Source organism: Arthrobacter sp. 131MFCol6.1 (assembly GCF_000374925.1).
Lineage (GTDB): Bacteria > Actinomycetota > Actinomycetes > Actinomycetales > Micrococcaceae > Arthrobacter.
Genome location: NZ_KB895541.1, coordinates 200,454 through 221,887 on the forward strand (window position 1 = coordinate 200,454; position 21,434 = coordinate 221,887).

The 21,434-nt window shown below is 68.2% G+C and carries 25 protein-coding genes, 6 tRNA genes and 1 riboswitch; of the genes, 18 read left to right on the plus strand and 13 right to left on the minus strand.

Annotation, left to right across the window (positions count from 1 at the left end):
- Positions 1-11: 11 nt before the first annotated feature.
- Positions 12-500 carry a hypothetical protein gene (locus C566_RS0100890; protein WP_018772443.1) on the minus strand — a complete coding sequence of 163 codons (489 nt, stop codon included), beginning with the start codon at positions 498-500 and terminating at the stop codon, positions 12-14.
- A 137-nt stretch (positions 501-637) separates the two neighbouring features.
- Here C566_RS0100890 and C566_RS0100895 point away from each other — a divergent pair, with 137 nt between their 5' ends.
- Complete coding sequence (locus C566_RS0100895; protein WP_018772444.1) at positions 638-2,002, plus strand: alpha/beta hydrolase family protein; 1,365 nt, start codon at positions 638-640, stop codon at positions 2,000-2,002.
- Positions 2,003-2,069: 67 nt separating this feature from the next.
- Here C566_RS0100895 and ybaK read toward each other — a convergent pair whose 3' ends face one another.
- The 3 genes from ybaK to C566_RS0100910 form a co-directional block, all read right to left on the minus strand.
- Positions 2,070-2,567, minus strand: a complete 498-nt coding sequence (ybaK, locus tag C566_RS0100900) for a Cys-tRNA(Pro) deacylase (RefSeq protein WP_018772445.1) — start codon at positions 2,565-2,567, stop codon at positions 2,070-2,072.
- Positions 2,568-2,593: 26 nt separating this feature from the next.
- The gene (locus C566_RS0100905) at positions 2,594-3,067 is read right to left on the minus strand and encodes a cysteine desulfuration protein SufE (protein WP_018772446.1); all 474 of its coding nucleotides are present in this window, start codon (positions 3,065-3,067) and stop codon (positions 2,594-2,596) included.
- A gap of 70 nt (positions 3,068-3,137) precedes the next feature.
- Positions 3,138-4,055: a sulfurtransferase gene (locus tag C566_RS0100910; protein WP_018772447.1), complete on the minus strand. Its 918-nt coding sequence runs from the start codon at positions 4,053-4,055 to the stop codon at positions 3,138-3,140.
- 227 nt (positions 4,056-4,282) lie between these two features.
- Between C566_RS0100910 and zapE the strand changes: the two genes are divergently transcribed.
- On the plus strand, positions 4,283-5,320 hold the full coding sequence (zapE, locus tag C566_RS0100915) for a cell division protein ZapE (protein WP_018772448.1): 1,038 nt from the start codon (positions 4,283-4,285) through the stop codon (positions 5,318-5,320).
- On the opposite strand, the gene C566_RS20380 is transcribed toward zapE, so the two are convergent.
- The 8 genes from C566_RS20380 to C566_RS0100955 all read right to left on the minus strand — a co-directional run bounded on the left by C566_RS20380 (position 5,317) and on the right by C566_RS0100955 (position 7,553).
- Entirely contained in the window at positions 5,317-5,505 is a 189-nt protein-coding gene (locus C566_RS20380; RefSeq protein WP_018772449.1) for a transposase, read from the minus strand. The two genes, zapE and C566_RS20380, sit on opposite strands and share 4 nt — an antisense overlap.
- Positions 5,483-6,163 carry a VOC family protein gene (locus C566_RS0100925; protein ID WP_018772450.1) on the minus strand — a complete coding sequence of 227 codons (681 nt, stop codon included), beginning with the start codon at positions 6,161-6,163 and terminating at the stop codon, positions 5,483-5,485. The genes C566_RS20380 and C566_RS0100925 overlap by 23 nt, the downstream gene beginning before the upstream one ends.
- 346 nt (positions 6,164-6,509) lie before the next feature.
- Positions 6,510-6,779 carry an antitoxin gene (locus tag C566_RS0100930; protein WP_018772451.1) on the minus strand — a complete coding sequence of 90 codons (270 nt, stop codon included), beginning with the start codon at positions 6,777-6,779 and terminating at the stop codon, positions 6,510-6,512.
- Positions 6,780-7,008: 229 nt separating this feature from the next.
- Positions 7,009-7,083: transfer RNA gene (locus C566_RS0100935), tRNA-Val, on the minus strand.
- Between the two features lie 38 nt (positions 7,084-7,121).
- A tRNA-Gly gene (locus C566_RS0100940) sits at positions 7,122-7,194 on the minus strand.
- Positions 7,195-7,249: 55 nt separating this feature from the next.
- Positions 7,250-7,324: transfer RNA gene (locus C566_RS0100945), tRNA-Val, on the minus strand.
- Positions 7,325-7,363: 39 nt separating this feature from the next.
- Positions 7,364-7,434: transfer RNA gene (locus C566_RS0100950), tRNA-Cys, on the minus strand.
- A gap of 46 nt (positions 7,435-7,480) precedes the next feature.
- Positions 7,481-7,553: transfer RNA gene (locus C566_RS0100955), tRNA-Gly, on the minus strand.
- Positions 7,554-7,931: 378 nt separating this feature from the next.
- Between C566_RS0100955 and C566_RS0100965 the strand changes: the two genes are divergently transcribed.
- The 15 genes from C566_RS0100965 (at position 7,932) to hisF (ending at position 19,986) form a co-directional block, all read left to right on the plus strand.
- Positions 7,932-8,003 (plus strand) — tRNA-Val (locus C566_RS0100965).
- 86 nt (positions 8,004-8,089) lie between these two features.
- Positions 8,090-8,935, plus strand: coding sequence for a hypothetical protein (locus C566_RS0100970; protein WP_018772452.1), 846 nt, complete (start codon positions 8,090-8,092; stop codon positions 8,933-8,935).
- A 95-nt stretch (positions 8,936-9,030) separates the two neighbouring features.
- Complete coding sequence (gene def, locus C566_RS0100975) at positions 9,031-9,603, plus strand: peptide deformylase (protein ID WP_018772453.1); 573 nt, start codon at positions 9,031-9,033, stop codon at positions 9,601-9,603.
- Positions 9,600-10,520: a methionyl-tRNA formyltransferase gene (gene fmt, locus C566_RS0100980; protein ID WP_018772454.1), complete on the plus strand. Its 921-nt coding sequence runs from the start codon at positions 9,600-9,602 to the stop codon at positions 10,518-10,520. Before def ends, fmt begins: the two co-directional genes overlap by 4 nt.
- Positions 10,517-12,082: an RsmB/NOP family class I SAM-dependent RNA methyltransferase gene (locus tag C566_RS0100985; RefSeq protein ID WP_018772455.1), complete on the plus strand. Its 1,566-nt coding sequence runs from the start codon at positions 10,517-10,519 to the stop codon at positions 12,080-12,082. Before fmt ends, C566_RS0100985 begins: the two co-directional genes overlap by 4 nt.
- A gap of 67 nt (positions 12,083-12,149) precedes the next feature.
- Positions 12,150-12,806 (plus strand): ribulose-phosphate 3-epimerase, encoded by a 657-nt coding sequence (rpe, locus tag C566_RS0100990; RefSeq protein ID WP_018772456.1) that lies wholly within the window; start codon positions 12,150-12,152, stop codon positions 12,804-12,806.
- Positions 12,807-12,924: 118 nt separating this feature from the next.
- A riboswitch (FMN riboswitch) is annotated at positions 12,925-13,076 on the plus strand.
- Between the two features lie 94 nt (positions 13,077-13,170).
- Positions 13,171-13,869, plus strand: coding sequence for a nicotinamide riboside transporter PnuC (gene pnuC, locus C566_RS0100995; protein WP_018772457.1), 699 nt, complete (start codon positions 13,171-13,173; stop codon positions 13,867-13,869).
- Between the two features lie 146 nt (positions 13,870-14,015).
- Entirely contained in the window at positions 14,016-15,095 is a 1,080-nt protein-coding gene (gene ribD, locus C566_RS0101000; RefSeq protein ID WP_051082236.1) for a bifunctional diaminohydroxyphosphoribosylaminopyrimidine deaminase/5-amino-6-(5-phosphoribosylamino)uracil reductase RibD, read from the plus strand.
- Positions 15,095-15,781 (plus strand): riboflavin synthase, encoded by a 687-nt coding sequence (locus C566_RS0101005; RefSeq protein ID WP_018772459.1) that lies wholly within the window; start codon positions 15,095-15,097, stop codon positions 15,779-15,781. The genes ribD and C566_RS0101005 overlap by 1 nt, the downstream gene beginning before the upstream one ends.
- On the plus strand, positions 15,778-16,497 hold the full coding sequence (gene ribB, locus C566_RS20385; RefSeq protein WP_018772460.1) for a 3,4-dihydroxy-2-butanone-4-phosphate synthase: 720 nt from the start codon (positions 15,778-15,780) through the stop codon (positions 16,495-16,497). Before C566_RS0101005 ends, ribB begins: the two co-directional genes overlap by 4 nt.
- Positions 16,498-16,543: 46 nt before the next feature.
- Positions 16,544-17,206 carry a GTP cyclohydrolase II gene (ribA, locus tag C566_RS0101015; RefSeq protein WP_018772461.1) on the plus strand — a complete coding sequence of 221 codons (663 nt, stop codon included), beginning with the start codon at positions 16,544-16,546 and terminating at the stop codon, positions 17,204-17,206.
- A gap of 45 nt (positions 17,207-17,251) precedes the next feature.
- Positions 17,252-17,737 carry a 6,7-dimethyl-8-ribityllumazine synthase gene (gene ribH / locus C566_RS0101020; protein ID WP_018772462.1) on the plus strand — a complete coding sequence of 162 codons (486 nt, stop codon included), beginning with the start codon at positions 17,252-17,254 and terminating at the stop codon, positions 17,735-17,737.
- Positions 17,738-17,926: 189 nt separating this feature from the next.
- Positions 17,927-18,190 carry a phosphoribosyl-ATP diphosphatase gene (locus C566_RS0101025; protein WP_018772463.1) on the plus strand — a complete coding sequence of 88 codons (264 nt, stop codon included), beginning with the start codon at positions 17,927-17,929 and terminating at the stop codon, positions 18,188-18,190.
- Positions 18,191-18,294: 104 nt separating this feature from the next.
- Positions 18,295-19,137 carry an ATP phosphoribosyltransferase gene (gene hisG, locus C566_RS0101030; protein WP_026266261.1) on the plus strand — a complete coding sequence of 281 codons (843 nt, stop codon included), beginning with the start codon at positions 18,295-18,297 and terminating at the stop codon, positions 19,135-19,137.
- A gap of 72 nt (positions 19,138-19,209) precedes the next feature.
- Positions 19,210-19,986 (plus strand): imidazole glycerol phosphate synthase subunit HisF, encoded by a 777-nt coding sequence (gene hisF, locus C566_RS20390; protein WP_018772465.1) that lies wholly within the window; start codon positions 19,210-19,212, stop codon positions 19,984-19,986.
- 90 nt (positions 19,987-20,076) lie between these two features.
- Here hisF and C566_RS0101045 read toward each other — a convergent pair whose 3' ends face one another.
- Positions 20,077-20,721 carry a TIGR03085 family metal-binding protein gene (locus tag C566_RS0101045; RefSeq protein WP_018772466.1) on the minus strand — a complete coding sequence of 215 codons (645 nt, stop codon included), beginning with the start codon at positions 20,719-20,721 and terminating at the stop codon, positions 20,077-20,079.
- Between the two features lie 178 nt (positions 20,722-20,899).
- Between C566_RS0101045 and hisI the strand changes: the two genes are divergently transcribed.
- Positions 20,900-21,343: a phosphoribosyl-AMP cyclohydrolase gene (hisI, locus tag C566_RS0101050; protein WP_018772467.1), complete on the plus strand. Its 444-nt coding sequence runs from the start codon at positions 20,900-20,902 to the stop codon at positions 21,341-21,343.
- Positions 21,344-21,434: the final 91 nt, after the last annotated feature.

A 21,434-nucleotide genomic window follows, 5' to 3' on the forward strand; every position in this document is an offset into this window, starting at 1 on the left:
CTCAATAACGCTCAGGAGTCCCCGATAAATCCCGAACCGGCGTACAGATGCAGGACGGGCAGCCCCAGCTTGTCCTGTGCCTTGGTGGCCCAGTCGGTGTGGAACGTGTCGGCCACGGCGTGCGGGCGGGTGATGACCACGGCCTGTCCTGCGCTGAGTTCCTTGACCTTGGCAACCAGGCCGTCAACGGCCTTGCCTTCGACAACTTCGCCTGAGACCCCGCCGCCCAGGCCGGCCAGCGCGGCCAGCGAGGCGGCCAGGGTGTCGGCTGCTTCGGCCCGCTCCACGGCGGGATCGGAGTGTGCCGTCAGTTCACGGAAGGCCTTGGCGATTTCAAGCATGGAAAGGTTTTCCAGGAAATCCACCACCAGGTGCCGCTCGGTGTTGGCCGGCACCAGGATCAGCAGGGGCGCATCACCGCCGGCAACCAGGGTTTCGATATTGACGCGGTCATCCGCACCGAGGGGCTCTTCTGTCAAAATGACGATTGGATCACTCATGCCCCCAGCCTAGTCGCGCTCGTCTTGACCTGCATGGTTGTGTCCCACCCGGCCCCGGCGTGTCTGTACCGGCCCGGCAGTGCGCCTGAAACCCCGCCAATGCCATGGTTGGGCTGCGCTTCGGTAAGAATGGTGCCATGGCATCCTCCTTGCGCCTCAGCCCGGACCTCCGCCGGGACCTCCGCCAGACCGCTGCCCGCCGGACCGTTGCCCGCGGAGCAGCAGTGCCCGTTGCTGCAGCCCCCGGCGCCGCGACGTCCGGAAGCGCCAAGTGGGCGCTGGGGGGCATCATCGGCGGCAGCGCCGCCGCGGGCGTGCTCGCCGCCGGCTCCTCCGCCCTCGCCCTCTACTTCGCCCGCCGCGTCATCACCCCGGCCCGGTTCCGGGCGGAGGACCAGGAGGTGTTGGCCGTCATCCGCGAGGGGCGGGCGCTGCGGGTCATTTTCGCCGCCACCCCGGACGCCACGGTGGACGGGGTGTACGGGTTCTTCTTCGACGGCGGCCGCGGGCATGCGCGGATCGGCCGGATCCTGTCCTACTCGCCGGCCGAACGCACCGTGCTGCGCGAGGTCGAGCACGTCTACAGCGGGGACATGGCCACCGCCCGGCGGGGCTGGTGGAGCGGTGCGGCCTACCCGGATCCGGCCGCGCTGGGGCTTCCGGTGGAGGACTTGCTTATCGACGTCGACGCCGGGACCGCGCCGGCCTGGCTCGTCCGCGCCGTACCGGCCGCGGCGGAGGATGTGGCCCGGGATGTCTGGGCGATCATGGTGCACGGGCGCGGGGCCACCCGGCAGGAGGGGCTGCGGGCCGTCCGGACTGCCAGCGAACTGGGCATGTCCAGCCTGCTGATCTCCTACCGAAACGACGGCCTGGCCCCGTCAGCCAGCGACGGGCGCTACGGCCTGGGCTCCACCGAATGGCGCGACGTCGAGGCCGCCATCGGCTACGCCGTGCAGCAGGGCGCCCGCGAGGTGGTTTTGTTCGGCTGGTCGATGGGCGGCGCGATCTGCCTCCAGACGGCTGACCTGTCCCGGCACCGCCACCTGATCCGGGCCATGGTCCTGGACGCGCCGGTGATCAACTGGGTCAACGTGCTGGCCCACCATGCGGAGCTGAACCGGATCCCGTCCTCCGTGGGCCGCTACGGGCAACTGATGCTCAGCCACCGTCTGGGCCGGCGGCTGACCGGGCTGGCCGCGCCCGTCGACCTCAAAGCGATGGACTGGGTCTCGCGGGCCGTGGAGCTGAGGACGCCGACCCTCATTGTGCACAGCGTGGACGACGAATACGTACCCTACGGGCCCTCCGCGGCGCTGGCCGAGAAAAACCCCGAGATGGTCACCTTCGAGCCCTTCGACAGGGCCCTGCATACCAAGGAGTGGAACGTGGACCCGGAGCGCTGGGAGCGTCAGGTCTCGGCCTGGCTCCGGCAGCAGTTGGCGCCCCGCGTCAACCCCGGCGACCAGGAGCCGGCGGCCGGGAACGCCGCGGCGGACTGACATGGCAGTTCACGGCAGTGTTTCGCGTGAACACTGCCGTGAACTGTCGTCTCGGCGAGGACGTCGGTCAGTCGCGCCGGGTCCCGATTCTTGCGGTGCGGGCAGCCGTGAGTCGAATGAGCTCGGCCGGATCCAGCTCGATGTCCAGGCCACGCCGTCCGCCCGACACGAGGATGGTCTCCAGCGCCAGTGCGCTGTCATCTACCACGGTGGGGGAGGACTGGCGCTGGCCGAGCGGTGAGATGCCGCCGAGCACGTATCCGGTCCGCCGCTGCGCCGCGGCCGGGTCGGCCATCTCTGCCTTCTTGCCGCCCAGGGCCGCGGCCATCGCCTTGAGGTCAAGGCTGCCGCTCACGGGCACGACGCCGACGGCGAGCCGGCCGTCGACGTCGACCATCAGGGTCTTGAAGACCCGGGCAGGGTCGACGCCGAGCACTTCCGCCGCTTCCAGGCCGTAGCTGGCCGCCGCGGGGTCATGGGTGTAGGGGTGGGCCACAAAGGGAACCCCGGCGGCCGCGAGTGCTGCGGTGGCCGGGGTTCCCTGCGACGCGTGTTTGCGGGCCATGTCGGCTGCCTGTGGGGGGCCGGAGATCAGGACTGTGCCGGCTGCTGCCGGTTTTCGGACGCGACGACCTTGCGCTTGATCCGGCCGAGCATGGCGGTCATTCCGCGCATGCGCAGCGGAGTGATGGCCCGGGTGAGGCCCAGGAGTTCGGGCATGTCGTCCGGGACGGCCAGGATTTCCGCGGCGCTGAGGCCGTCGAGTCCTTCGTGGAGCACTCCGGCAAACCCGCGGGTGGTCGGGGCCTCCTTGGGTGCCTTGAAGTAGAGCCGGACGCGCTCCGGAGCGGCGCCGTCGGCCTGTTCGGTCTCGACGGTGAGGAACAGCGGCGTCTGGCACTCCACGACCTGCTCGAGCAGCTCCGGGTGGTCCCGGAGCCGCTCCGGAAGTTCGGGAAGCCCCTGCGAGAACTCGAGGAGCAGCTGCAGCCGCTCTGCTTCGGTCAGGGCCTGGAAATCGTCGACAATGTCCGCCAGCGCGGCGGGGAGGGCTGAAGTATTCATCATTCCCAGCTTACGCACGCGCGCCGATTGTGTCCCTGTCGCGTCCGGTCCCGCTCCATGGTGCCCGCGGCTAACGGCCGGCCGGAACCGCGCCGCGCTCGGCACCCTTGACGATCGGGACGCGCACGGCGTTGCCCCATTCGGTCCAGGAACCGTCGTAGTTCCGGACGGTCTCGAAGCCCAGCAGGTACTTCAGCGCAAACCAGGTGTGGCTGGACCGCTCGCCGATCCGGCAGTACGCCACGACGTCGTCGCCTTCGTTCAGCCCGGCCTCACCGAGGTACAGGGCCTCGAGCTCGCCGCGGTTCCGGTAGGTGCCGTCGCCGGCCGCCGCGCGGGCCCAAGGAATGGAGGCCGCCGTGGGAATGTGGCCGCCGCGCAGCGCGCCCTCTTCCGGGTAGGCGGGCATGTGGGTCCGCTGGCCGGTGTACTCCTCGGTCGAGCGGACGTCGATCAGCGGCTTGCCGAAGTGCGCCAGGACGTCATCCTTGAAGGCGCGGATCGGGGCGTCGTCCCGCTCCACGACCGGGTAGTCGGCGGGGGTGGCGACGGTCGTGACGGTCGAGAGCGCCCGGCCTTCCGCGATCCACTTGTCCCGGCCGCCGTCCAGGAGCCGGACGTCCTCGTGGCCGAAGAGCGTGAAGACCCACAGGGCGTAGGCGGCCCACCAGTTCGACTTGTCGCCGTAAATGACCACCGTGCTGTCCCGGGAAATGCCCTTGGCCGCGGCCAGCGCGGCGAAGGCTTCGCCGTCGACATAATCGCGGGTCACCTCGTCGTTGAGGTCCGTGTGCCAGTCGATCTTCACTGCCCCGGGGATATGGCCGGTCTCGTACAGCAGGACGTCCTCATCGGATTCGACCACCACGAGATTGCCGCCGTCGAGGGCCCCGTCCTCGATCGCCGTGGCCAGCCACTCGGTGGACACCAGGCGGTCGGGGTGGGCGTAGGCGGCGAATTTCTCGTTCTGCTCAACGGGGTAGGACATTGCGATGGCCTTTCACTGGAACGGTCAGGAGGCCGGGCGCGGAAAACTGTGCGCGGCGCCGGGCCTGTTACAACACTAGTCACGGGCCGGCGGGAATGCTCCACCGGGTTCACACGGGGAAATGTGGTCTTCCTCACGCCGGCCGCGGGTCCGCACGGGCGCAGGCGGGCCCGGCAGGCTTTGCCGGTATTCTTGCTGGGGACAAGAGACCAGCAGAACGGACCACCTTGGTACAGATCGAACAGCTCGCCGCCCGTACGCCGGCAGTTTCCGTGGATGAACTCCTCAATGGGTTCTATCCGTCGCCGCGGTTCGGTGAGGTGTCGTTTTCAAGCTACCGCCCCGATCCCGCCCAGCCCAGCCAGGCCCATGCGGTCCACGCGCTGCAGCATTTTGCGGCGGGCGTGGGCGCACGCGACGGCGACGGCCTGTTCAAGCGGCTCTTCGGCAAGAAGGACACTTCCCGGGCCGGGATCTACCTCGACGGCGGATTCGGCGTGGGCAAGACCCACCTGCTGGCTTCGCTGTGGCACGCCGCCCCCGGACCCAAGGCCTTCGGCACGTTCGTCGAATACACCAACCTCGTCGGTGCGCTGTCCTTCCGCAAGACCGTCGAGGCCCTGAGCCACTACAAGCTGGTCTGCATCGACGAATTTGAGCTCGATGATCCGGGCGACACGGTGCTCATGTCCCGGCTCATGCGTGAACTCGCCGACGCCGGCGTGAAGCTTGCCGCCACATCGAACACGCTGCCGGGGTCGCTCGGGGACGGGCGCTTCGCCGCCGTCGACTTCGCCCGCGAAATCCAGGTGCTGGCGGACCAGTTCGACGTCGTGCGGATCGACGGCGAGGACTTCCGCCACCGTGGCCTCCCGGCCGCGCCCGCGCCGCTGCGCAATGATGACCTGACCCACCAGATGCATGCCGAGTTCGACGGCAAGACCGTGGCCCGCGATGAGTTCAGCACCTTGATCAACCACCTGGCCGGCGTGCACCCGAGCCGCTACCGCCAGCTGCTGGAGGGGATCGAAGGCGTCGTCTGGAAGAACGTGCACACGATTACCGAGCAGGCCGTTGCGCTGCGCTTTGTGGTGCTGGCGGACCGGTTGTACGACAAGGACGTGCCCATCCTTGCCAGCGGCGTGCCGTTCGACCAGCTGTTCACCGAGGAAATGATGACCGGCGGGTACATGAAGAAGTACTTCCGCGCCGTCTCCAGGCTCACCGCGCTGGCCCGCGAGGGCCAAAACCACGAACCGTCCTAGGACCTGTCTCCCAATAGGGCGCTCCGGTTGACGGCGGTGTGCAGGTCCGCGGCTGAGCGGTAGGTGAGGGCGAGTTTGTCATAGCAGGTGGCCAGGGACCGCCATTGCTTGATGGCGTTGAGGCTGCGCTCGACGACGTTGCGCCGCTTGTATGCGCGCTGTTCAGCCTCCGACGTGCCACGCATCGAGCACAACACGGCCACGCGGCGATTCCAGCGTCGCGGTGAGCGGTGCGTTCTGCACAGCGTCGATCGGCCTCGTGCGAACGGCCGGTAGCTTCAGCACATCGACCGCCTGGGGCGGAACGCCGCGCAGCACCAGGCCCTGCAGCGCCACATCCGTGAGGGGCATGTGGGCACACGGATGTTGCCCCTCCCATTCGATCAAGCTGGGCAGCGCGCCTGCGCATTCAGTGCGGCCGTCGTCGCGGACTGTGATTCGCCACTTCAACAGTCCGTGAGGCGTGTCGCGCTGCGCTGCCAGCAACTCGCCAGGGTTGAGGGCGAAGTTGGCAAGGTCCCTGCGCAGCATCTCGATCTTGCGCGTGCGCGCCACTGCGTGCACCAGCCGAGGGGATTCGCGGACAGCCTCGCGCACCTCGGGGCAGTCGAGCCCGAACCAGCGCGGCCTCCCCGGCGCCGGCGCGTCGGGATCGATCGCGATGACCTCGAGGTAGCAATCGGGGAAGCTCTCGCTGCTGACGGCAATCACTCGGTTGTGGGTACCCATCAACGGATGCTTGCCACCTCCGGAGGGCTGAACGCCGAACGTTGCCCCGCACCAGGCTGCGCCTTGTTCCAGCGAATCGGCGGCGATGACCAGGTGATCGATAACGGCGTTCACAACTCAACCGTACCGCTCGGGGCGTTGCACAGATCGGCCCGGTACCCCTGCCGGCGACTCGCTTACAGGGCCCGGTAAAGCTGTCCCCAAGGGACAAATATCTGGCGAGCAACTAGCTCTGATTGGCCTGGAGGGAGCATTTGGTTGTCCTGCAACCCAACCATTGGGAGACACGTCCTGGCGCGACGCCCTCCAACTTCGACGCCCTCCAACGTCAGAAGCCAACCACAACGCTTGGTTTGGGGTGGCCTGTTTGGGGTGGCCTTGAATGCCAGAGGTGCCGTTAAATGCCGGAGGTGCCGGCGCCGCCTCTCGGCGGGACCGGCACCTCGCTGACGGATCTGGGTCAGAGGCCTGGCTGGCGGGGTTCCCCGGCTACGGGGGGCTCACCGGCTGCGGGAGTCTGATCGGCGACCGGGGCCGGGTTCGGCCGGTCGTTCGCCTTGTCCACGAAGTCGGAAGCGCCACGCTGCACGGCATCGATCTTGTCGGCGTGCTTTCCGCCGGTCTTGGAGTCGACGAAGTCGCCTGCCTTTTCGATGCCGTCCTTGATGGCTTCTTCGTTGCCACCAATAACTTGCTGAGCCTTGCCCTTTAGATCGTCAAGTAAACCCACGGGCACCTCCCTTCGGTCGCGGAGCCAGATCGCTCCTAGCGCTCTCTACCCTAGCGGGAGGTGGCGGGGGTGCCAAGGGTGTCCGCCCAGAGGATAAAAGGTGGAAGGCCAGGTGCACAGGGTAGAAGGGCCCGGAGTACACCAATCCGCAGTGCACGAGCGAAGTACATAAAACGAAGTACACAAAAGAAGTACACAAAAAAGAGCAGCTCCGGGGGAGCTGCTCTTGTGGTGGGCGATACTGGGATCGAACCAGTGACCTCTTCCGTGTCAGGGAAGCGCGCTACCGCTGCGCCAATCGCCCGCAACCGGAAGGATCCGGAGTGGAGTTGTAATGAAGAGAGCGGACGACGAGATTCGAACTCGCGACATCCACCTTGGCAAGGTGGTGCTCTACCAGCTGAGCTACGTCCGCATTTAGTCCATGCCGGCTGGGCCGGTGGTACTGCATCAAGCAAGTTGCCTTGCTCTGGTGGGCGATACTGGGATCGAACCAGTGACCTCTTCCGTGTCAGGGAAGCGCGCTACCGCTGCGCCAATCGCCCCTTGCATCCGATCGAAACCGGAAACCAGGGTTTTCACCGAGGTGGGTACGGGATTCGAACCCGTGTATACGGCTTTGCAGGCCGCTGCCTCGCCTCTCGGCCAACCCACCGTGTAGACAGGATTCCGAAGAACCTTTGCCGTGACAGTGTCCTGCGAGCGGACGACGAGATTCGAACTCGCGACATCCACCTTGGCAAGGTGGTGCTCTACCAGCTGAGCTACGTCCGCATTGTTGGTGTACATTTCCTTGCCGCATTCGGCATTTCCTCGCGTTCCAACGAGTAAGAACTCTATAGGAGGTTCTGGGAATCTACAAATCGAGGCGCGTCTTCCCATGTTCCATGGCCCTGCTTCCCTGAGTTCTAGGGGATTTTGCTAATTACAGCGCTGTAATTTGCGGCGGCCTCAAGCGGTGGCCCGAGGCGGTGCAGGGGCTATCCCGGGACCACTGCCTGGGAGGAGTGGCGGGGTCCGTGGAGGATTGGTGGACATTACCTGCGCACGCGCCTGTTGCGGGGGAGCGTTGGCCACGGATCCGCGGCGCGGCCGGGTTCCCCGGGCCGATTTCTAAAATCCGCCCGGGTGGGCTAGCATTCAATGTCGTTAGGGCGATTGGCGCAGTGGTAGCGCGCTTCGTTCACACCGAAGAGGTCACTGGTTCGAACCCAGTATCGCCCACTAACGAAATGGTCTGTTCCGCTGACTCAGCGGGGCGGGCCATTTTGCTTTTCATCGTTGTCTGACCCCCGTGAAAGAGTCTTCATATGACCGCTCCACTCCTCGCCCACGCCACTGACTATGGCCGCATGTACGCCCGCTCCACGTCCGCACAGTTCTCCGTCCCTTCCATCACCACGGTGATCGGCCAGCAGCCACACGGCCTGGATGGCTGGTTCGGGTATATGGGCGCGAACAGCCTGGCCCAGGATCCCGAGCTCCCCGGCATCCTGGGGAGCCCGGCCAAACTGCGCCAGGCGGTCAGCCGGGCAGCCAAGGCGGCGGAGTCGTACCGGGACGATGCCGCCAAGCGCGGCGACCGGGTCCACAACTACTGCGAGCAGGTTGCGCTGCGCGCGCTCGGCCGGCCGCACCAGATGAAGGAAACACGGGAGGCCCTGGCCACCAACGGCGAGGAAGCCTTCGCGGCACGCTTCGACGAATGGTGGGAGCTCTTCGACGTTGAACCCATCGCCCCGGAAATTACGGTGTGGAACAAGACGGTCGGCTATGCCGGCACCCTGGACCTCGTGGCACGGATCAACGGCAGGACCTGTCTGATCGACTACAAGACCAAGGGCACCAGCCGGGACGGCACCGTCAAACCACTGGATGACAAAGTGGTCATGCAGCTCGTGGCGGGCATGAAGGCGGAGGAAAGCCTCGTGGATCCCGTGGCGGGCGAATGGGAGGCCTGGCAGCACGGCGAGTCCCCGATCCTCCTGGCCGTGGCGGTCGGCGAGACCGAGGTCCGTCCGCAGCGGGCCAACCCCGAGGTCCTGAAGCACCACTGGTGGAAATTCTGTGCGCTGCGCCGCGTGTGGGAAATGTCCGCCGACACGGCGACCGCCGGAGCAGCACTGCTCCCGCTGGCGCCGCCCGTGAAGCGCTGAACAGATGCGCTGAACGGAAGCCCCGAACAGAAGCCGGGCAGCTGCAACTAAACTGGATTGGATCCCTAGCCGCCCACCGTGAGGACAGATTGCACATGGCCATTTTGAATATCCGCATCATCGGGGATCCTGTGCTGCGCACAGTCGCCGATCCCGTGACGGAATTCGGGCCTGAACTGGCAAAGCTCGTCGCCGACATGACCGAAACCATGGAGGATGTCGAGGGCGCCGGCCTGGCCGCGCCCCAGGTCGGTGTGAGCCTGCGCGTCTTCACCTACCGGATCGGCGGCGTCGAGGGCCATATCGTCAACCCCGTGCTGGAAAACAGCGAGGACTTCCAGCCGGACCAGGTCGAGGGATGCCTGTCGATCCCGGGCCTGGGCTTCCCCGTCCGCCGCTACCGCCATACCCGGGTGACCGGCGTGGACCTGCAGGGCAACCCCGTCACCGTCGAGGGCGAGGACATGCTGGCGCGCTGCTTCCAGCACGAGACCGACCACCTCGACGGGATCCTCTACACCGATCGGCTCGAGGGCGAGGACCGTAAGGCCGCCCTGCGCGCCATCCGCAATGCCAACTACGACGCCATCACGGAACAGACAACCACCAAGCGCGCGAAGAGCGTCGGGACGAGCTTTGGCGGGTCCAGCTTCGGAATCACCCCGTGAGGGTTCTCTTCGCGGGGACCCCTGCCGTCGCCGTGCCGTCCCTCGACGCCCTTGTTGGCGCCGGGTTCGACGTCGTCGCTGTCCTCACCCGCCCGGACGCACCGCTGGGACGCAAACGCGTCCTGACGCCGTCGCCCGTGGCCGCCAGGGCCGCAGAGCTCGGCATCGAGATCATCCACGCCGCCAAAGTCGATGCCGGGGTCACCGCCCGCATTGCCGCCGCAGCACCGGACGTCGCGGCGATCGTGGCCTACGGCGGGCTGATTCCCCCTGCGGCCCTCGCTGTTCCCCGCCACGGCTGGGTGAACCTGCATTTCTCGCTGCTGCCGGCCTGGCGCGGCGCCGCCCCCGTGCAGCGCGCCGTCATCGCCGGCGACGACGTCACCGGTGCCGTCACCTTCCGCCTGGAGGAGGGGCTGGACACCGGCCCGGTCTTCGGAACCCTCACCGAGTCCGTGAACCCCGCCGATACCGCCGGGGCACTGCTCGAACGGCTCTCCCACAGCGGCGCGGTCCTGCTGGCCCAGACCCTGTCCGCGATCGACGCCGGCAAAGCCGTCGCGCTGCCGCAGCAGGGCGATGTCAGCCTGGCACCCAAACTCAGCCTCGAGGACGGCCGGCTCGACTGGCAGCAGCCCGCTCTCGCGATCGGCCGCCGGGCCCGCGGCGTCACCCCGGAGCCGGGCGCCTGGACCCTGCTGGAGGGCCAGCGGATCAAACTGGAACCGGTCCTGCCGGCCGCGGATTCAGCCGCGCTTCGGCCCGGACAGTTGGCCATGGACGGGAAACGGGTCCTCGTCGGTACGGGATCGCACCCGGTGGAATTGACGCGGGTCCAGCCCGCGGGCAAGAAAATGATGGCCGCCGCTGATTGGGCGCGTGGGCAGGCAACACTTGAAAGCGTGGTATTCGAATGAGCGGTTCCGGGACCAGCGGCAGCAGCCGAGGCAGTGGCCAGGGCGCCGGGGGCGGCAGCCGGCGGAATGCCCAGGGCCGGGAACGCAACCGCGGCCCGCAGCGCGGCTTCACCGAGAGCGCCCCGTCCCAGCGGACCCGCCGCGCCGATCCGGCCCGGCTGGTTGCCTTTGAGGTCCTCCGCGCCGTGGCCGCCGAGGACGCCTACGCGAACCTGGTGCTCCCGGCCCGGATCCGGCACCACGGGCTGGACAAGCGCGACGCCGGTTTCGCCACCGAGCTCAGCTACGGCGCCCTCCGCGGCCAGGGCACGTATGACGCCATACTCGCCCGGTGCGTGGACCGGCCGCTGGACGAACTGGATCCCGCGATCCTCGATGCCCTGCGGATCGGGGTGCACCAGTTGCTCGCCATGCGCGTGCCCGCTCACGCCGCCCTGGACCAGACGGTGGGGCTGGCCCGCGCCGTGATCGGGGCCGGGCCCTCGGCACTGATCAACGCCGTCCTGCGCAAAGTCTCCGCCCGCACCCTCGATGAGTGGCTCGACCTGCTGCTCAGCACCGAGACCGATGCCACCCGGATCGCGTCCATCCGTTATGCCCACCCTGAATGGATCGTCCGCGCGCTCCGCCAGTCGCTCGTGGTCCACGGCCGGCCGGCTGCTGAGATTGACGAGCTGCTCGAAGCGGACAACGCCGCGCCCGTGGTGAACCTCGTGGCACTGCCGGGCGTGGGCAGCCTGGACGAGGCTTTGGAAAGCGGAGCCACCCCGGGTGAGCTCGTCGAGGGATCCGCGCTCTCCAGCGGCGGGGACCTTGGCCGGCTCGCCTCGGTCCGTGACGGAAGCACCCGCGTCCAGGACGTCGGCTCGCAGCTCGTGGCCCGCGCCATGGCCGCCGTCGATCTCGGCACAAACCCCGGCACGGCCCCCGGCGCCGAAGCGGGGACGGACAGCGGGGACGCGGGGGAGCGCTGGCTGGATCTCTGTGCTGGCCCCGGCGGCAAGGCCGCCCTGCTCGGCGCCCTGGCCCGGCAGCGGGGCGCCCACCTGCTGGCCAACGAATCCGCCCCGCACCGGGCCAAACTCGTGCGCCAGGCCCTGTCTGCGGTCCCGCGGGAGGCCTGGGAGGTCAGGACCGGGGACGGCCGGGACATCGGCTCCGAGCAGCCGGAGTCCTTCGACCGTGTCCTGGTCGATGTTCCGTGCACCGGCCTGGGGGCCCTGCGCCGGCGCCCGGAGTCGCGCTGGCGGCGCACGCCCAAGGACCTCGTGGACCTTGGCCCGCTGCAGCGCCAGCTGCTCAACTCCGCGATCGACGCCGTCAAGCCCGGCGGCGTGGTGGCGTACGTGACATGTTCGCCGCACCCGGCAGAGACCACCGCCGTCGTCAGTGATGCCCTGCGCAAGCGCGAGGACCTCGAACTCCTCGACGCCGGCGCCGTGCTGGACAGCGTCAGCCTCACCGGCCACCTCGAGGCCGGGCACGACCTCACCGCCCAGCTCTGGCCGCACGTGCACCAGACGGACGCCATGTTCCTGGCGCTGATTCGCAAGTTGGCCTGAGTTTCGCTGATACTGGGGCACTGCCAGCTAAGAACGATCCAGCTAAGTACGAACGAGAAGGAAATCCATGGCCCAGTGCTGCATCAACCCGAGCATCCTTTCGGCTGACTTCGTCAACCTTGAGGCCGAACTGCGCCGTATCAGCAATGCCGATGCAGTGCATGTGGACGTCATGGACAACCACTTCGTGCCCAACCTGACCATCGGGCTGCCCGTGGTGCAGCGCATCCAGGCCGTCAGCCCGGTGCCGCTGGACGCACACCTGATGATCGCCGACGCGGACCGCTGGGCGCCGGGCTTCGCCGACGCCGGGGTGGCCTCGGTGACGTTCCACGCCGAAGCCTCGATCGCGCCGATCAAATTGGCGCGGGAACTGCGCGCCCGTGGGGCCAAAGCCGGCATGGCGCTGCGTCCGGGCACCGCCGTGGAGCCCTATCTGGACATGCTGCCGGAACTGGACCTGCTGTTGATCATGACGGTGGAGCCCGGCTTCGGCGGGCAGTCCTTCCTGGACCTGACGCTGCCCAAGATCCGACGGGCCCGGGCCGCCATTGACGGTTCCGGCGCCGCAGTGGCACTGCAGGTGGACGGCGGCATCACCGAGGACACGATCGTGCGCGCCGCAGAGGCGGGGGCGAACGTCTTTGTTGCGGGGTCAGCCGTCTACGGCGCCGCGGATCCGGCGGAGGCCGTCGAAAGGCTCCGGGCGGCCGGGTCCCGCTGACGCACCGGTCCGGCAGCGCACCCGGCAGGGAACTGCTGCGAAGATGACGCCGGGCGTAACATCGGCGTCCGGGGAATAGCCCGGGCAGGCCCGCAGTTGTGTCAGAATAACAACACACATACGTGCTCCGGGGTCGGTGTAAGTCCGAACCGGCGGTGACAGTCCGCGACCCGCGCGCCAGCGCCTTCCTTCGGGAAGGATGCCGGCAAACGGTTGAACCGGTGAAATTCCGGTACCGACAGTTAAAGTCTGGATGAGAGAAGCACGTACAGCTGTTATTGCGGCGCCCCCACGGCGCCGCATAATTGCGCTGTCGTATACCCCCGGAGCCATCGCGGTTCTTGAGGGAAGGAACGACACACGCATGGACCCCTTGCGATGGCTCTTCGAAGCGCAGATCCCGGTAGGCGGATCTGTCCTGATTCTTCGTGAAGTGCTAGGCAACATCTTTGGCCTCGCCAGCGCCTTTGGCGGCATGCGCCGCCGGGTCTGGGCATGGCCCGTCGGCATCGCCGGCAACTTACTGCTCCTGACGGTCTTCCTGGGCAACGTCTTCGGTTCCGCCACGCCCGCCACGCTGTGGGGCCAGGCCGGACGCCAGGTCATGTTCATCGGCGTCGCCCTCTACGGCTGGTACCGCTGGCAGCAGGGCAGGCAGCCCGCCAGCAGCGGGGCGGTCCTCGCGCCGCGCTGGGCCAGCAACCGGACCCGGGTGATTCTGGCCCTCAGCCTCGTGGCCGGCACCGCGGCGCTTACCCCGGTCTTCGACTCCCTCGGGTCCTACCCGCCGGTCTGGGCCGACGCCTGGACGTTCACGGGCTCGCTGCTGGCGACCTACGGGATGGCGCGCGGCTGGACGGAGTTCTGGCTCATCTGGGTGGCGGTGGACGTCGTCGGTGTGCCACTGCTGTTCAGCGCGGGCTACTACGCCAGCGCCGTCATGTACCTCTTCTACGGCTTCTTTACCCTGGCCGGGTTCTTTGTCTGGTGGCGTGCCTCGAAGCTGGCGAACCGGCCGGCCACGGTCGAAACCGCATCCCTTGACCCGCTGGTGGCCAGGTGAGCGCCCCCAACAGCGCCGGCGTGAGCGCCGGATCCAGCGCGGCCAAGCGCGGCACCGCTTCGTTCAGCGCTGCCTCCTTCGACGCCGCCCCGTTCAGCGCGGCCACGTTCGACGACGCCCCGTTCAGCGCAGCCGAAAACGCTGCGATGCAGGCCGCCCTGGCCGCCGCGGCGCAGGGCCCGCGGGGCGCCAACCCGCTCGTGGGAGCCGTCGTCGTCGGGGCCGACGGGACGCACCTCGCCACCGGATACCACCGCGGAGCCGGGACTGCCCATGCCGAGGCTGACGCGATCGGCCAGGCGAAGGCGGCGGGCCGGGACCTCCGCGGCGCGGCGATCGTGGTGACGCTGGAGCCCTGCAACCACTGCGGGCGCACCGGGCCCTGCGCGCAGGCGATTATCGACGCCGGCATCACCGACGTCATCTACGCCGTCGACGATCCCCACGACCCGGCCGCCGGCGGCGCCGTGACGCTCCGCGCCGCGGGTGTCCGCGTCCGCTCCGGGCTGGCAGCCGATGCGGCGCTGGACCTGAACCGCCGCTGGTTCGACGCCGTCGCCGCCAAACGGCCCTTCGTCACCCTGCATATCGCCCAGACCCTCGACAGCCGCATCGCCGCCAGCGACGGCACCAGCCAGTGGATCTCCAGCCCGGAATCGCTCGCGGACAACCACGCCCTGCGCGGCCGGATTGACGCCATCCTGGTGGGCACCCAGACGGTCCTGATCGACAACCCCCGGCTCACCGCCCGGAACACCGCGGGCGAACCGGCCGGCAAACAGCCGCTGCGCGCCGTCATGGGGTACCGGGGCATTCCCGACGACGCCGCCATCCACGGAGCCGACGGCAACGTCCTGCACCTGGCCACCCGCGACCCGCGCGAGGCCCTGGACGAGCTGTTCGCACACGGCGTCCGGCACCTCATGGTGGAGGGCGGCTCCCGGATCCTGAGCGCTTTCCTGACCGCCGGCCTGGTCGACGAACTCATCGTCTACCTGGCGCCGACACTGCTTGGCTCCGGTACTGCCGCCCTGGACGACCTCGGCATCACTACCTTGGCCGATGCCCAGCACTGGGAATGGGACCCGGCATCCGGCGGCGCCGTCCAGGTCCTCGGCCGCGACCTCCGGCTGCATCTTCGCCCGGCTGCCCCGGCCGCCATCTCTACTTCATCCGATACAACCCCGCGCCGCACCGGCGCGGACACCGCCGCAGGAGGCAATTGATGTTTACCGGAATTATCGCCGAGCAGGGGAAGGTGCTGTCCGTTGAACGCAACGGGGACAGTAGCGCCACCGTTCGGCTCCACGCGCCCGGCACCACGGACGGCCTCGCCCTGGGTGGTTCCATTGCAGTCAACGGCGTCTGCCTCACCGCCACGCAGATCGACGGCAGGGACTTCAGCGTCGACGTCATGGGCGAGACCCTCAACCGCAGCACCATCGGAGAACTCACTGCGGGCGATCCCGTCAACCTGGAACGCTGCGTCCCCGCCGGAGGACGGCTTGACGGCCACGTGGTGCAGGGACATGTCGACGGCGTCGGCCAGCTCGTGGAGCGTGAAGGGCTTGGCAACTGGGACCGGCTCCGGTTCTCGGTGCCGGCCGGGCTGGCCCGGTACATCGCCGAAAAGGGATCCATCGCCGTCGACGGCGTCTCCCTCACCGTCACGACAGTCAGCCCGGCCAACGACCCGGCGCCCTGGTTTGAAGTGGGGCTGATCCCCACCACCCTGGCCGAGACCGGCCTGGGCCAAAAAACGCTCGGCAGCCACGTAAACCTCGAGGTCGATGTCCTGGCGAAGTACACCGAACGCCTGCTGTCCTTTGCCGGCGGTACGTCGCCCGCCGCGCACCGGGCGGCCGAAGGTTCCGCCGGAGAAGCCGCCCGCACGGACGGGCCCACGAAATGAGCCGGGTCAAGGACCAGCCCGGCCACGACCTGGCCGACGTGCTCCCCGCCGCCGCTGCCGGCACCGGCACCGGGCGTGCTGGCCTCGATCCGATCGAGGACGCCATCAGCGCCATGGCAGCCGGGCGCCCCGTCCTGGTGGTGGACAACGAGGACCGCGAGAACGAAGGCGACATCATTTTCGCCGCCGAGCACGCCACCCCGGCGCTGATGGGCTGGACAGTCCGCTACAGCTCCGGAGTGATCTGCGTGCCGCTCGCCGCGGACCGGGCCGACGCCCTGGCGCTGCCGCCGATGGTGGCAATCAACGAAGACGCCAAGGGCACCGCCTACACCGTGTCCTGCGACGCCGCCGTGGGTGTCAGCACCGGAATTTCCGCCACGGACCGCGCCCTGACGGCCCGGATACTGGCCGACCCGCAAAGCCGGCCAAATTCATTGACCCGCCCCGGGCATGTTTTTCCCCTCCGCGCCGTTAAGGGGGGAGTGCGGGAACGTCCCGGCCACACCGAGGCGGCCGTGGACCTGTGCCGGCTGGCGGGCCTGGAGCCCGTGGGCGTGATTGCAGAGCTCGTGTACGACAACGGAGAAATGATGCGGCTGGACGGATTGCGCGGCTTCGCCATCGAGCATGGCTGCCCCCTGATTTCGATTGCGGATCTGGTGGCGTACCTTGAAGCGGGACAGCACGGCAGCCACACAGCGGATCCTGTCTGATGGAGGAGAAATAGTGACGACTTCGGAGACCCAAGAAGAGACGGACATGGCCCGTCAGCCGCATCCGGTCAGCGCAGGACCCATTGTCCAGCTGCCCACCGCCTTTGGCGATTTCGTGGCGCAGGCCTGGACCGACCTGGCCACCGGCGCGGAACACCTGGCGGTCAGTTCACCTATGGCCCCGGTTGACGGGCAGGCGCCGCTGGTGCGCCTCCATTCGGAGTGCCTGACGGGCGATGTGTTTGGCTCTTACCGCTGCGACTGCGGCGAGCAGTTGGCCTATGCCCTCGAACTGATCAACGAACTCGGCGGCACCCTGCTGTACCTGCGCGGCCAGGAGGGCCGCGGGATCGGCCTGGCGAACAAGATGAAGGCCTACGCGCTGCAGGAGGCCGGGTTTGACACCGTGGAGGCCAACGAGCAGCTCGGGCTGCCGGTCGACGCGCGCTGCTACAAGGCCGCGGCCCAGATCCTCGCGGAGATGGGTCTCCACGAGATCCGGCTGCTGAGCAACAACCCGGACAAGCAGGACCGGCTCGCGCAGGCAGGCGTCAAGGTAGTGGAGATGGTCCCCACGGAGGTCCCCTCCCGGGAGCAGAACATCCGCTACCTGCAGACGAAGAAGGACCGGATGGACCACCGCCTGGTCCTGGATGTTGAACCCGCTCCGGCCGTGGGCCTCTCCGGATTCGAGCACGACCAGGACTGACCGGGCAGCAGCACAACCACCAGACACAACAGCAAGGAATACCCTATGAGCGGCCACGGCGCCCCCCAGATCGACCTCAGCACCTTCAAGCCCGAGGAAACCTCACGGCTCAAACTGGCCATTGTGGCCGCGAGCTGGCACACCCAGATCATGGACGGCCTCCTCGACGGCGCCCTGCGCGCCGCGAAGGACGCCGGCATCAATGAGCCGACCGTCCTGCGCGTGCCGGGCACATTTGAGCTCCCGGTCGCGGCCGCCCGGCTGGCACCGCACTTCGACGCCGTCGTGGCGCTCGGCGTCGTCATCCGGGGCGGTACTCCGCACTTCGAATATGTCTGCGAGGCGGCCACCCTGGGCCTGACCGAGGTCAGCGTCCGCACCGGCGTCCCCGTGGGCTTCGGCGTGCTGACGTGCGACACCGAGCAGCAGGGGATCGACCGGGCCGGCCTGCCCGGATCCACCGAGGACAAGGGGCACGAGGCCGTTACCGCCGCCCTGGCCACGGCTGTGACGCTCAAGCAGTTCGGCTGAGCCGCCACGCTGCAGCTTTTGCCGGCGCGGGCTCCACCCTGGCCGCCCGCGCCGGCTGTGTTGGCTGTGTTGACCGTATTGGCTGTATTGACAGTGATACATGTGCTGGATATGTATTGCCTCACACCTTCCCCGTCATGCAACGCCCCGGCGGGCGTTCCCGCGCCGGAAGCAAGTAGGCTTGGGGGCGTGAAGAATTTCGAGTCGCTGTTCGCAGAACTGAGTGAAAAGGCAGCCGTCCGCCCGGAGGGCTCCCGCACCGTCGCCGAACTGGATTCCGGAGTCCATGGCATCGGCAAGAAGGTCGTGGAGGAAGCAGCCGAGGTTTGGATGGCTGCCGAGTATGAATCCGATGAGGCCGCCGCCGAGGAAATTTCCCAGCTGCTGTACCACCTGCAGGTTCTGATGCTCGCCAAAGGACTCACCCTGGAAGACGTCTACAAGCATCTGTAGCCGCGCCCGCACCGGACACCGCCATGACCTAGCTGGCGGATCCCGTGCACTGCGTGGCCGATGTGCCCCAACAGAGACTTCCAACCCAAGAGAGACTTTTTCCCATGCTTAGAGTTGCCGTCCCGAATAAGGGATCCCTGTCCGAAGCCGCCTCGGCCATGCTTGCCGAGGCCGGCTACCGCCAGCGCCGCGACACCCGCGAGCTTGTCATGGTGGACCCGGACAACGACATCGAGTTCTTCTTCCTGCGCCCGCGCGACATTGCCGTGTATGTCGGCCAGGGAACGCTCGACGTCGGCATCACCGGCCGCGACCTCCTGCTCGACGCCGAGGTCGAGGCCGAGGAGCTGCTGCCGCTGGGCTTCGCCGCTTCCACCTTCCGCTTCGCCGGCCCGGTGGGCGATTTCACCACGATCGACCAGCTTGAGGGCAAGCGCCTCGCCACGAGCTACGACGGGCTGCTGCGCGGCTACCTGGCCGAGCGCGGCATCAAGGCCAAGGTGGTCCGCCTCGACGGCGCCGTGGAATCCTCCGTCCGCCTCGGCGTCGCGGACGCGATTGCCGACGTCGTCGAGACCGGCACCACGCTCAAGGCCGCCGGCATGGAGATCTTCGGCGAGCCGATCCTGAATTCCGAGTCGGTGCTGATCGGCCGCAAGGGCGAGCAGAACCCGGCAACGGAAGTGCTGATCCGCCGGCTCCAGGGCGTCCTGGTTGCCCGGCAGTACGTGATGATGGACTACGACATCCGCAAGGAGCTCGTGGAGCAGGCCGCCGGGCTCACCCCGGGCCTGGAGTCGCCGACCGTGTCGCCGCTGCGCGATTCGGACTGGGTGGCCGTCCGCTCGATGGTGCCCAAGCGGGAAACCAACCGGATCATGGACGAGCTGTACGACCTCGGCGCCCGCGCCATCCTGGTCAGCAGCATCCACGCCTGCCGCATCTAGGCGCCACGCCCGCCGAGCTCTACCAGCAATTCCCCTCCGTCAATAAACCTCCGTCACTACCTAGGAGAAGTCATGACTGTTGCCGTGCGCGTCATCCCGTGCCTCGACGTCGATGCCGGCCGCGTGGTCAAGGGCATCAACTTTGAGGGCCTCCGCGACGCCGGGGACCCGGTGGAACTGGCGCACCGGTACGACAACAGCGGCGCCGATGAGCTGACGTTCCTTGACGTCACGGCGTCCTCCGGCAACCGGGAGACCACGTTCGACGTCGTCCGCCGCACCGCCGAGGAAGTCTTCATCCCGCTGACGGTCGGCGGCGGCGTCCGCGGCGTGGCCGAGGTGGACAAGCTCCTGCGCTGCGGCGCGGACAAGGCCGCGATCAACACCGCAGCCGTGGCCCGGCCGGAAGTGATCGACGAGATCACCCGGCACTTTGGTTCCCAGGTCCTGGTGCTCTCCCTCGACGCGAGGCGCACCCGTCCGGGCTCGCAGCCCACGCCGTCAGGCTTCGAAGTCACCACGCACGGCGGACGGCAGGGGACCGGAATCGACGCGATCGCCTGGGCGCGGGAAGCGGCCGACCGCGGAGTGGGTGAAATCCTGCTGAACTCGATCGACGCCGACGGCACCAAGGACGGCTTCGACTTGGAACTCATCCGCCTGGCGCGAGCCGGGGTCAAGGTCCCGCTCATCGCCTCCGGCGGCGCCGGCAAGCCGGAGCACTTCCCGCCGGCCGTGGCAGCAGGCGCCGACGCCGTCCTCGCGGCCTCGGTCTTCCACTTCGGCCCGCTGGACATGATTGCGCAGGTCAAGGCCGCGATCCGGGACGCAGGCTTCGAAGTCCGCTAGCACCCGCTTAAACCAACGCGGGGTCACTTAGCGCCCGTCCCGGAGGGGATTATGGGCGGTAAGTGACCCCGCGTTGCTTTGTGGTGGGAGTTAGAGGCCGACTTCGGCGGACTGCAGGAGCGCGACGGCGTCCGGCTGGCCTTCGAAGGTCACGAGGGCGTGGCGGGTGCGGCCGTGGGCATGCATGAGCAGCTCGCCCGGTTCGCCGACGATGGCCACGGACACGGGGGCGCGTTTGGCGACGTGCCGCGGGCCCGAGGGGCTCACCAGCACAATGCCCAGGTCCACGCCGCGGTACAGGATCGCGGCGCGCTTGACGAGCTCAGCCCACAGCGCGTCCGAGTAGGCCTGGTCCAGTGCCCGCGGGGCCCAGCGGTCCACGGCGCGGCGGACGTCCTCGGTGTGCACGAAGTACTCGATCAGGTTGGAGCTTTCGTCCAGGGCCTTGATCCGCAGCGGGGACAGCGCCGGGGGACCTGCCCGGAAGTCGTTGACCAGCTTGGCGTAGTCCTCGGTGGTCTTCAACGTGCCCGCCAGTTCGGCCGTCGCCTGGTCCGAGGCCTTGGACAGGCGCTTGATCAGCAGGCCCAGTCCGACGGCGATTTTCCGCTCGCGCAGGTACAAGTGCGCGGCAAGGTCGCGGGTGAGCCAACCTGTGCAGAGCGTGGCGGCATCAGGGCCGGCCGCCAGCAGGGTTTCGGCCAGGACTTCTCGGGACGGTTCGACGAAATGCATCACTTGTGAAACTAGCACGAGACGGCCGTACGTGGGCACAGGAATCGCCGCCGCAACCGCGCCTGGCGGCACCATCCGGTGCCGGACCGCCGCGGGCGGCCCGATTGGCGACCCAGTATTAAGCGGGGGGACCTGCCCGCAGGCCGGTGACCGGCCCGAAGGCACTAGACTTGATCTGATGTCTGAGCAGCCCGCCTCCGCCCCCAGCCCCATCAACGGCAGCGCCATCAACGGCAGCGCCGTCGATAGCAGCCCCGTCAGCGGCAGCCCCCTTCCGGCCGGCCTGGCGGACGCCCTCAAGCGCGACAGCGCCGGCCTGGTGGCCGCCATCGTCCAGCAGTTCGACACCCACGAGGTGCTGATGCTGGGCTGGATGGACGACGAGGCGCTGCACCGCACCCTGACCAGCGGACGCGTGACGTTCTATTCGCGCTCCCGCCAGGAGTACTGGCGCAAGGGAGACACCTCCGGGCACGTGCAATGGGTCAAGTCGCTCGCGATGGACTGCGACGGCGATGCGCTGCTGGTCCGGGTCGACCAGGTCGGCGCGGCGTGCCACACCGGAACCCGGACCTGCTTCGACGGCCGCGAGCTCGACGCCGTCGTCGGCCACGGAGGCTAGGCGCCCCCGGCAAACAGGCAGAGCGCCCCGGCGCTTCCACAGCTTCACGAACCGGACCCAGGCAGGATCCCTCGACCGGATCCGGTGACAG

Bases quoted from the DNA above. Each gene is read 5' to 3' on its own strand.
- C566_RS0100890 (WP_018772443.1), bottom strand. From the start codon at position 500: ATGAGTGATCCAATCGTCATTTTGACAGAAGAGCCCCTCGGTGCGGAT.
- C566_RS0100895 (WP_018772444.1), top strand. From the start codon at position 638: ATGGCATCCTCCTTGCGCCTCAGCCCGGACCTCCGCCGGGACCTCCGC.
- ybaK (WP_018772445.1), bottom strand. From the start codon at position 2,567: ATGGCCCGCAAACACGCGTCGCAGGGAACCCCGGCCACCGCAGCACTC.
- C566_RS0100905 (WP_018772446.1), bottom strand. From the start codon at position 3,067: ATGAATACTTCAGCCCTCCCCGCCGCGCTGGCGGACATTGTCGACGAT.
- C566_RS0100910 (WP_018772447.1), bottom strand. From the start codon at position 4,055: ATGTCCTACCCCGTTGAGCAGAACGAGAAATTCGCCGCCTACGCCCAC.
- C566_RS20380 (WP_018772449.1), bottom strand. From the start codon at position 5,505: ATGCGTGGCACGTCGGAGGCTGAACAGCGCGCATACAAGCGGCGCAAC.
- C566_RS0100970 (WP_018772452.1), top strand. From the start codon at position 8,090: ATGACCGCTCCACTCCTCGCCCACGCCACTGACTATGGCCGCATGTAC.
- def (WP_018772453.1), top strand. From the start codon at position 9,031: ATGGCCATTTTGAATATCCGCATCATCGGGGATCCTGTGCTGCGCACA.
- C566_RS0100985 (WP_018772455.1), top strand. From the start codon at position 10,517: ATGAGCGGTTCCGGGACCAGCGGCAGCAGCCGAGGCAGTGGCCAGGGC.
- rpe (WP_018772456.1), top strand. From the start codon at position 12,150: ATGGCCCAGTGCTGCATCAACCCGAGCATCCTTTCGGCTGACTTCGTC.
- pnuC (WP_018772457.1), top strand. From the start codon at position 13,171: ATGGACCCCTTGCGATGGCTCTTCGAAGCGCAGATCCCGGTAGGCGGA.
- ribD (WP_051082236.1), top strand. From the start codon at position 14,016: ATGCAGGCCGCCCTGGCCGCCGCGGCGCAGGGCCCGCGGGGCGCCAAC.
- C566_RS0101005 (WP_018772459.1), top strand. From the start codon at position 15,095: ATGTTTACCGGAATTATCGCCGAGCAGGGGAAGGTGCTGTCCGTTGAA.
- ribB (WP_018772460.1), top strand. From the start codon at position 15,778: ATGAGCCGGGTCAAGGACCAGCCCGGCCACGACCTGGCCGACGTGCTC.
- ribA (WP_018772461.1), top strand. From the start codon at position 16,544: ATGGCCCGTCAGCCGCATCCGGTCAGCGCAGGACCCATTGTCCAGCTG.
- ribH (WP_018772462.1), top strand. From the start codon at position 17,252: ATGAGCGGCCACGGCGCCCCCCAGATCGACCTCAGCACCTTCAAGCCC.
- hisG (WP_026266261.1), top strand. From the start codon at position 18,295: ATGCTTAGAGTTGCCGTCCCGAATAAGGGATCCCTGTCCGAAGCCGCC.
- hisF (WP_018772465.1), top strand. From the start codon at position 19,210: ATGACTGTTGCCGTGCGCGTCATCCCGTGCCTCGACGTCGATGCCGGC.
- C566_RS0101045 (WP_018772466.1), bottom strand. From the start codon at position 20,721: ATGCATTTCGTCGAACCGTCCCGAGAAGTCCTGGCCGAAACCCTGCTG.
- hisI (WP_018772467.1), top strand. From the start codon at position 20,900: ATGTCTGAGCAGCCCGCCTCCGCCCCCAGCCCCATCAACGGCAGCGCC.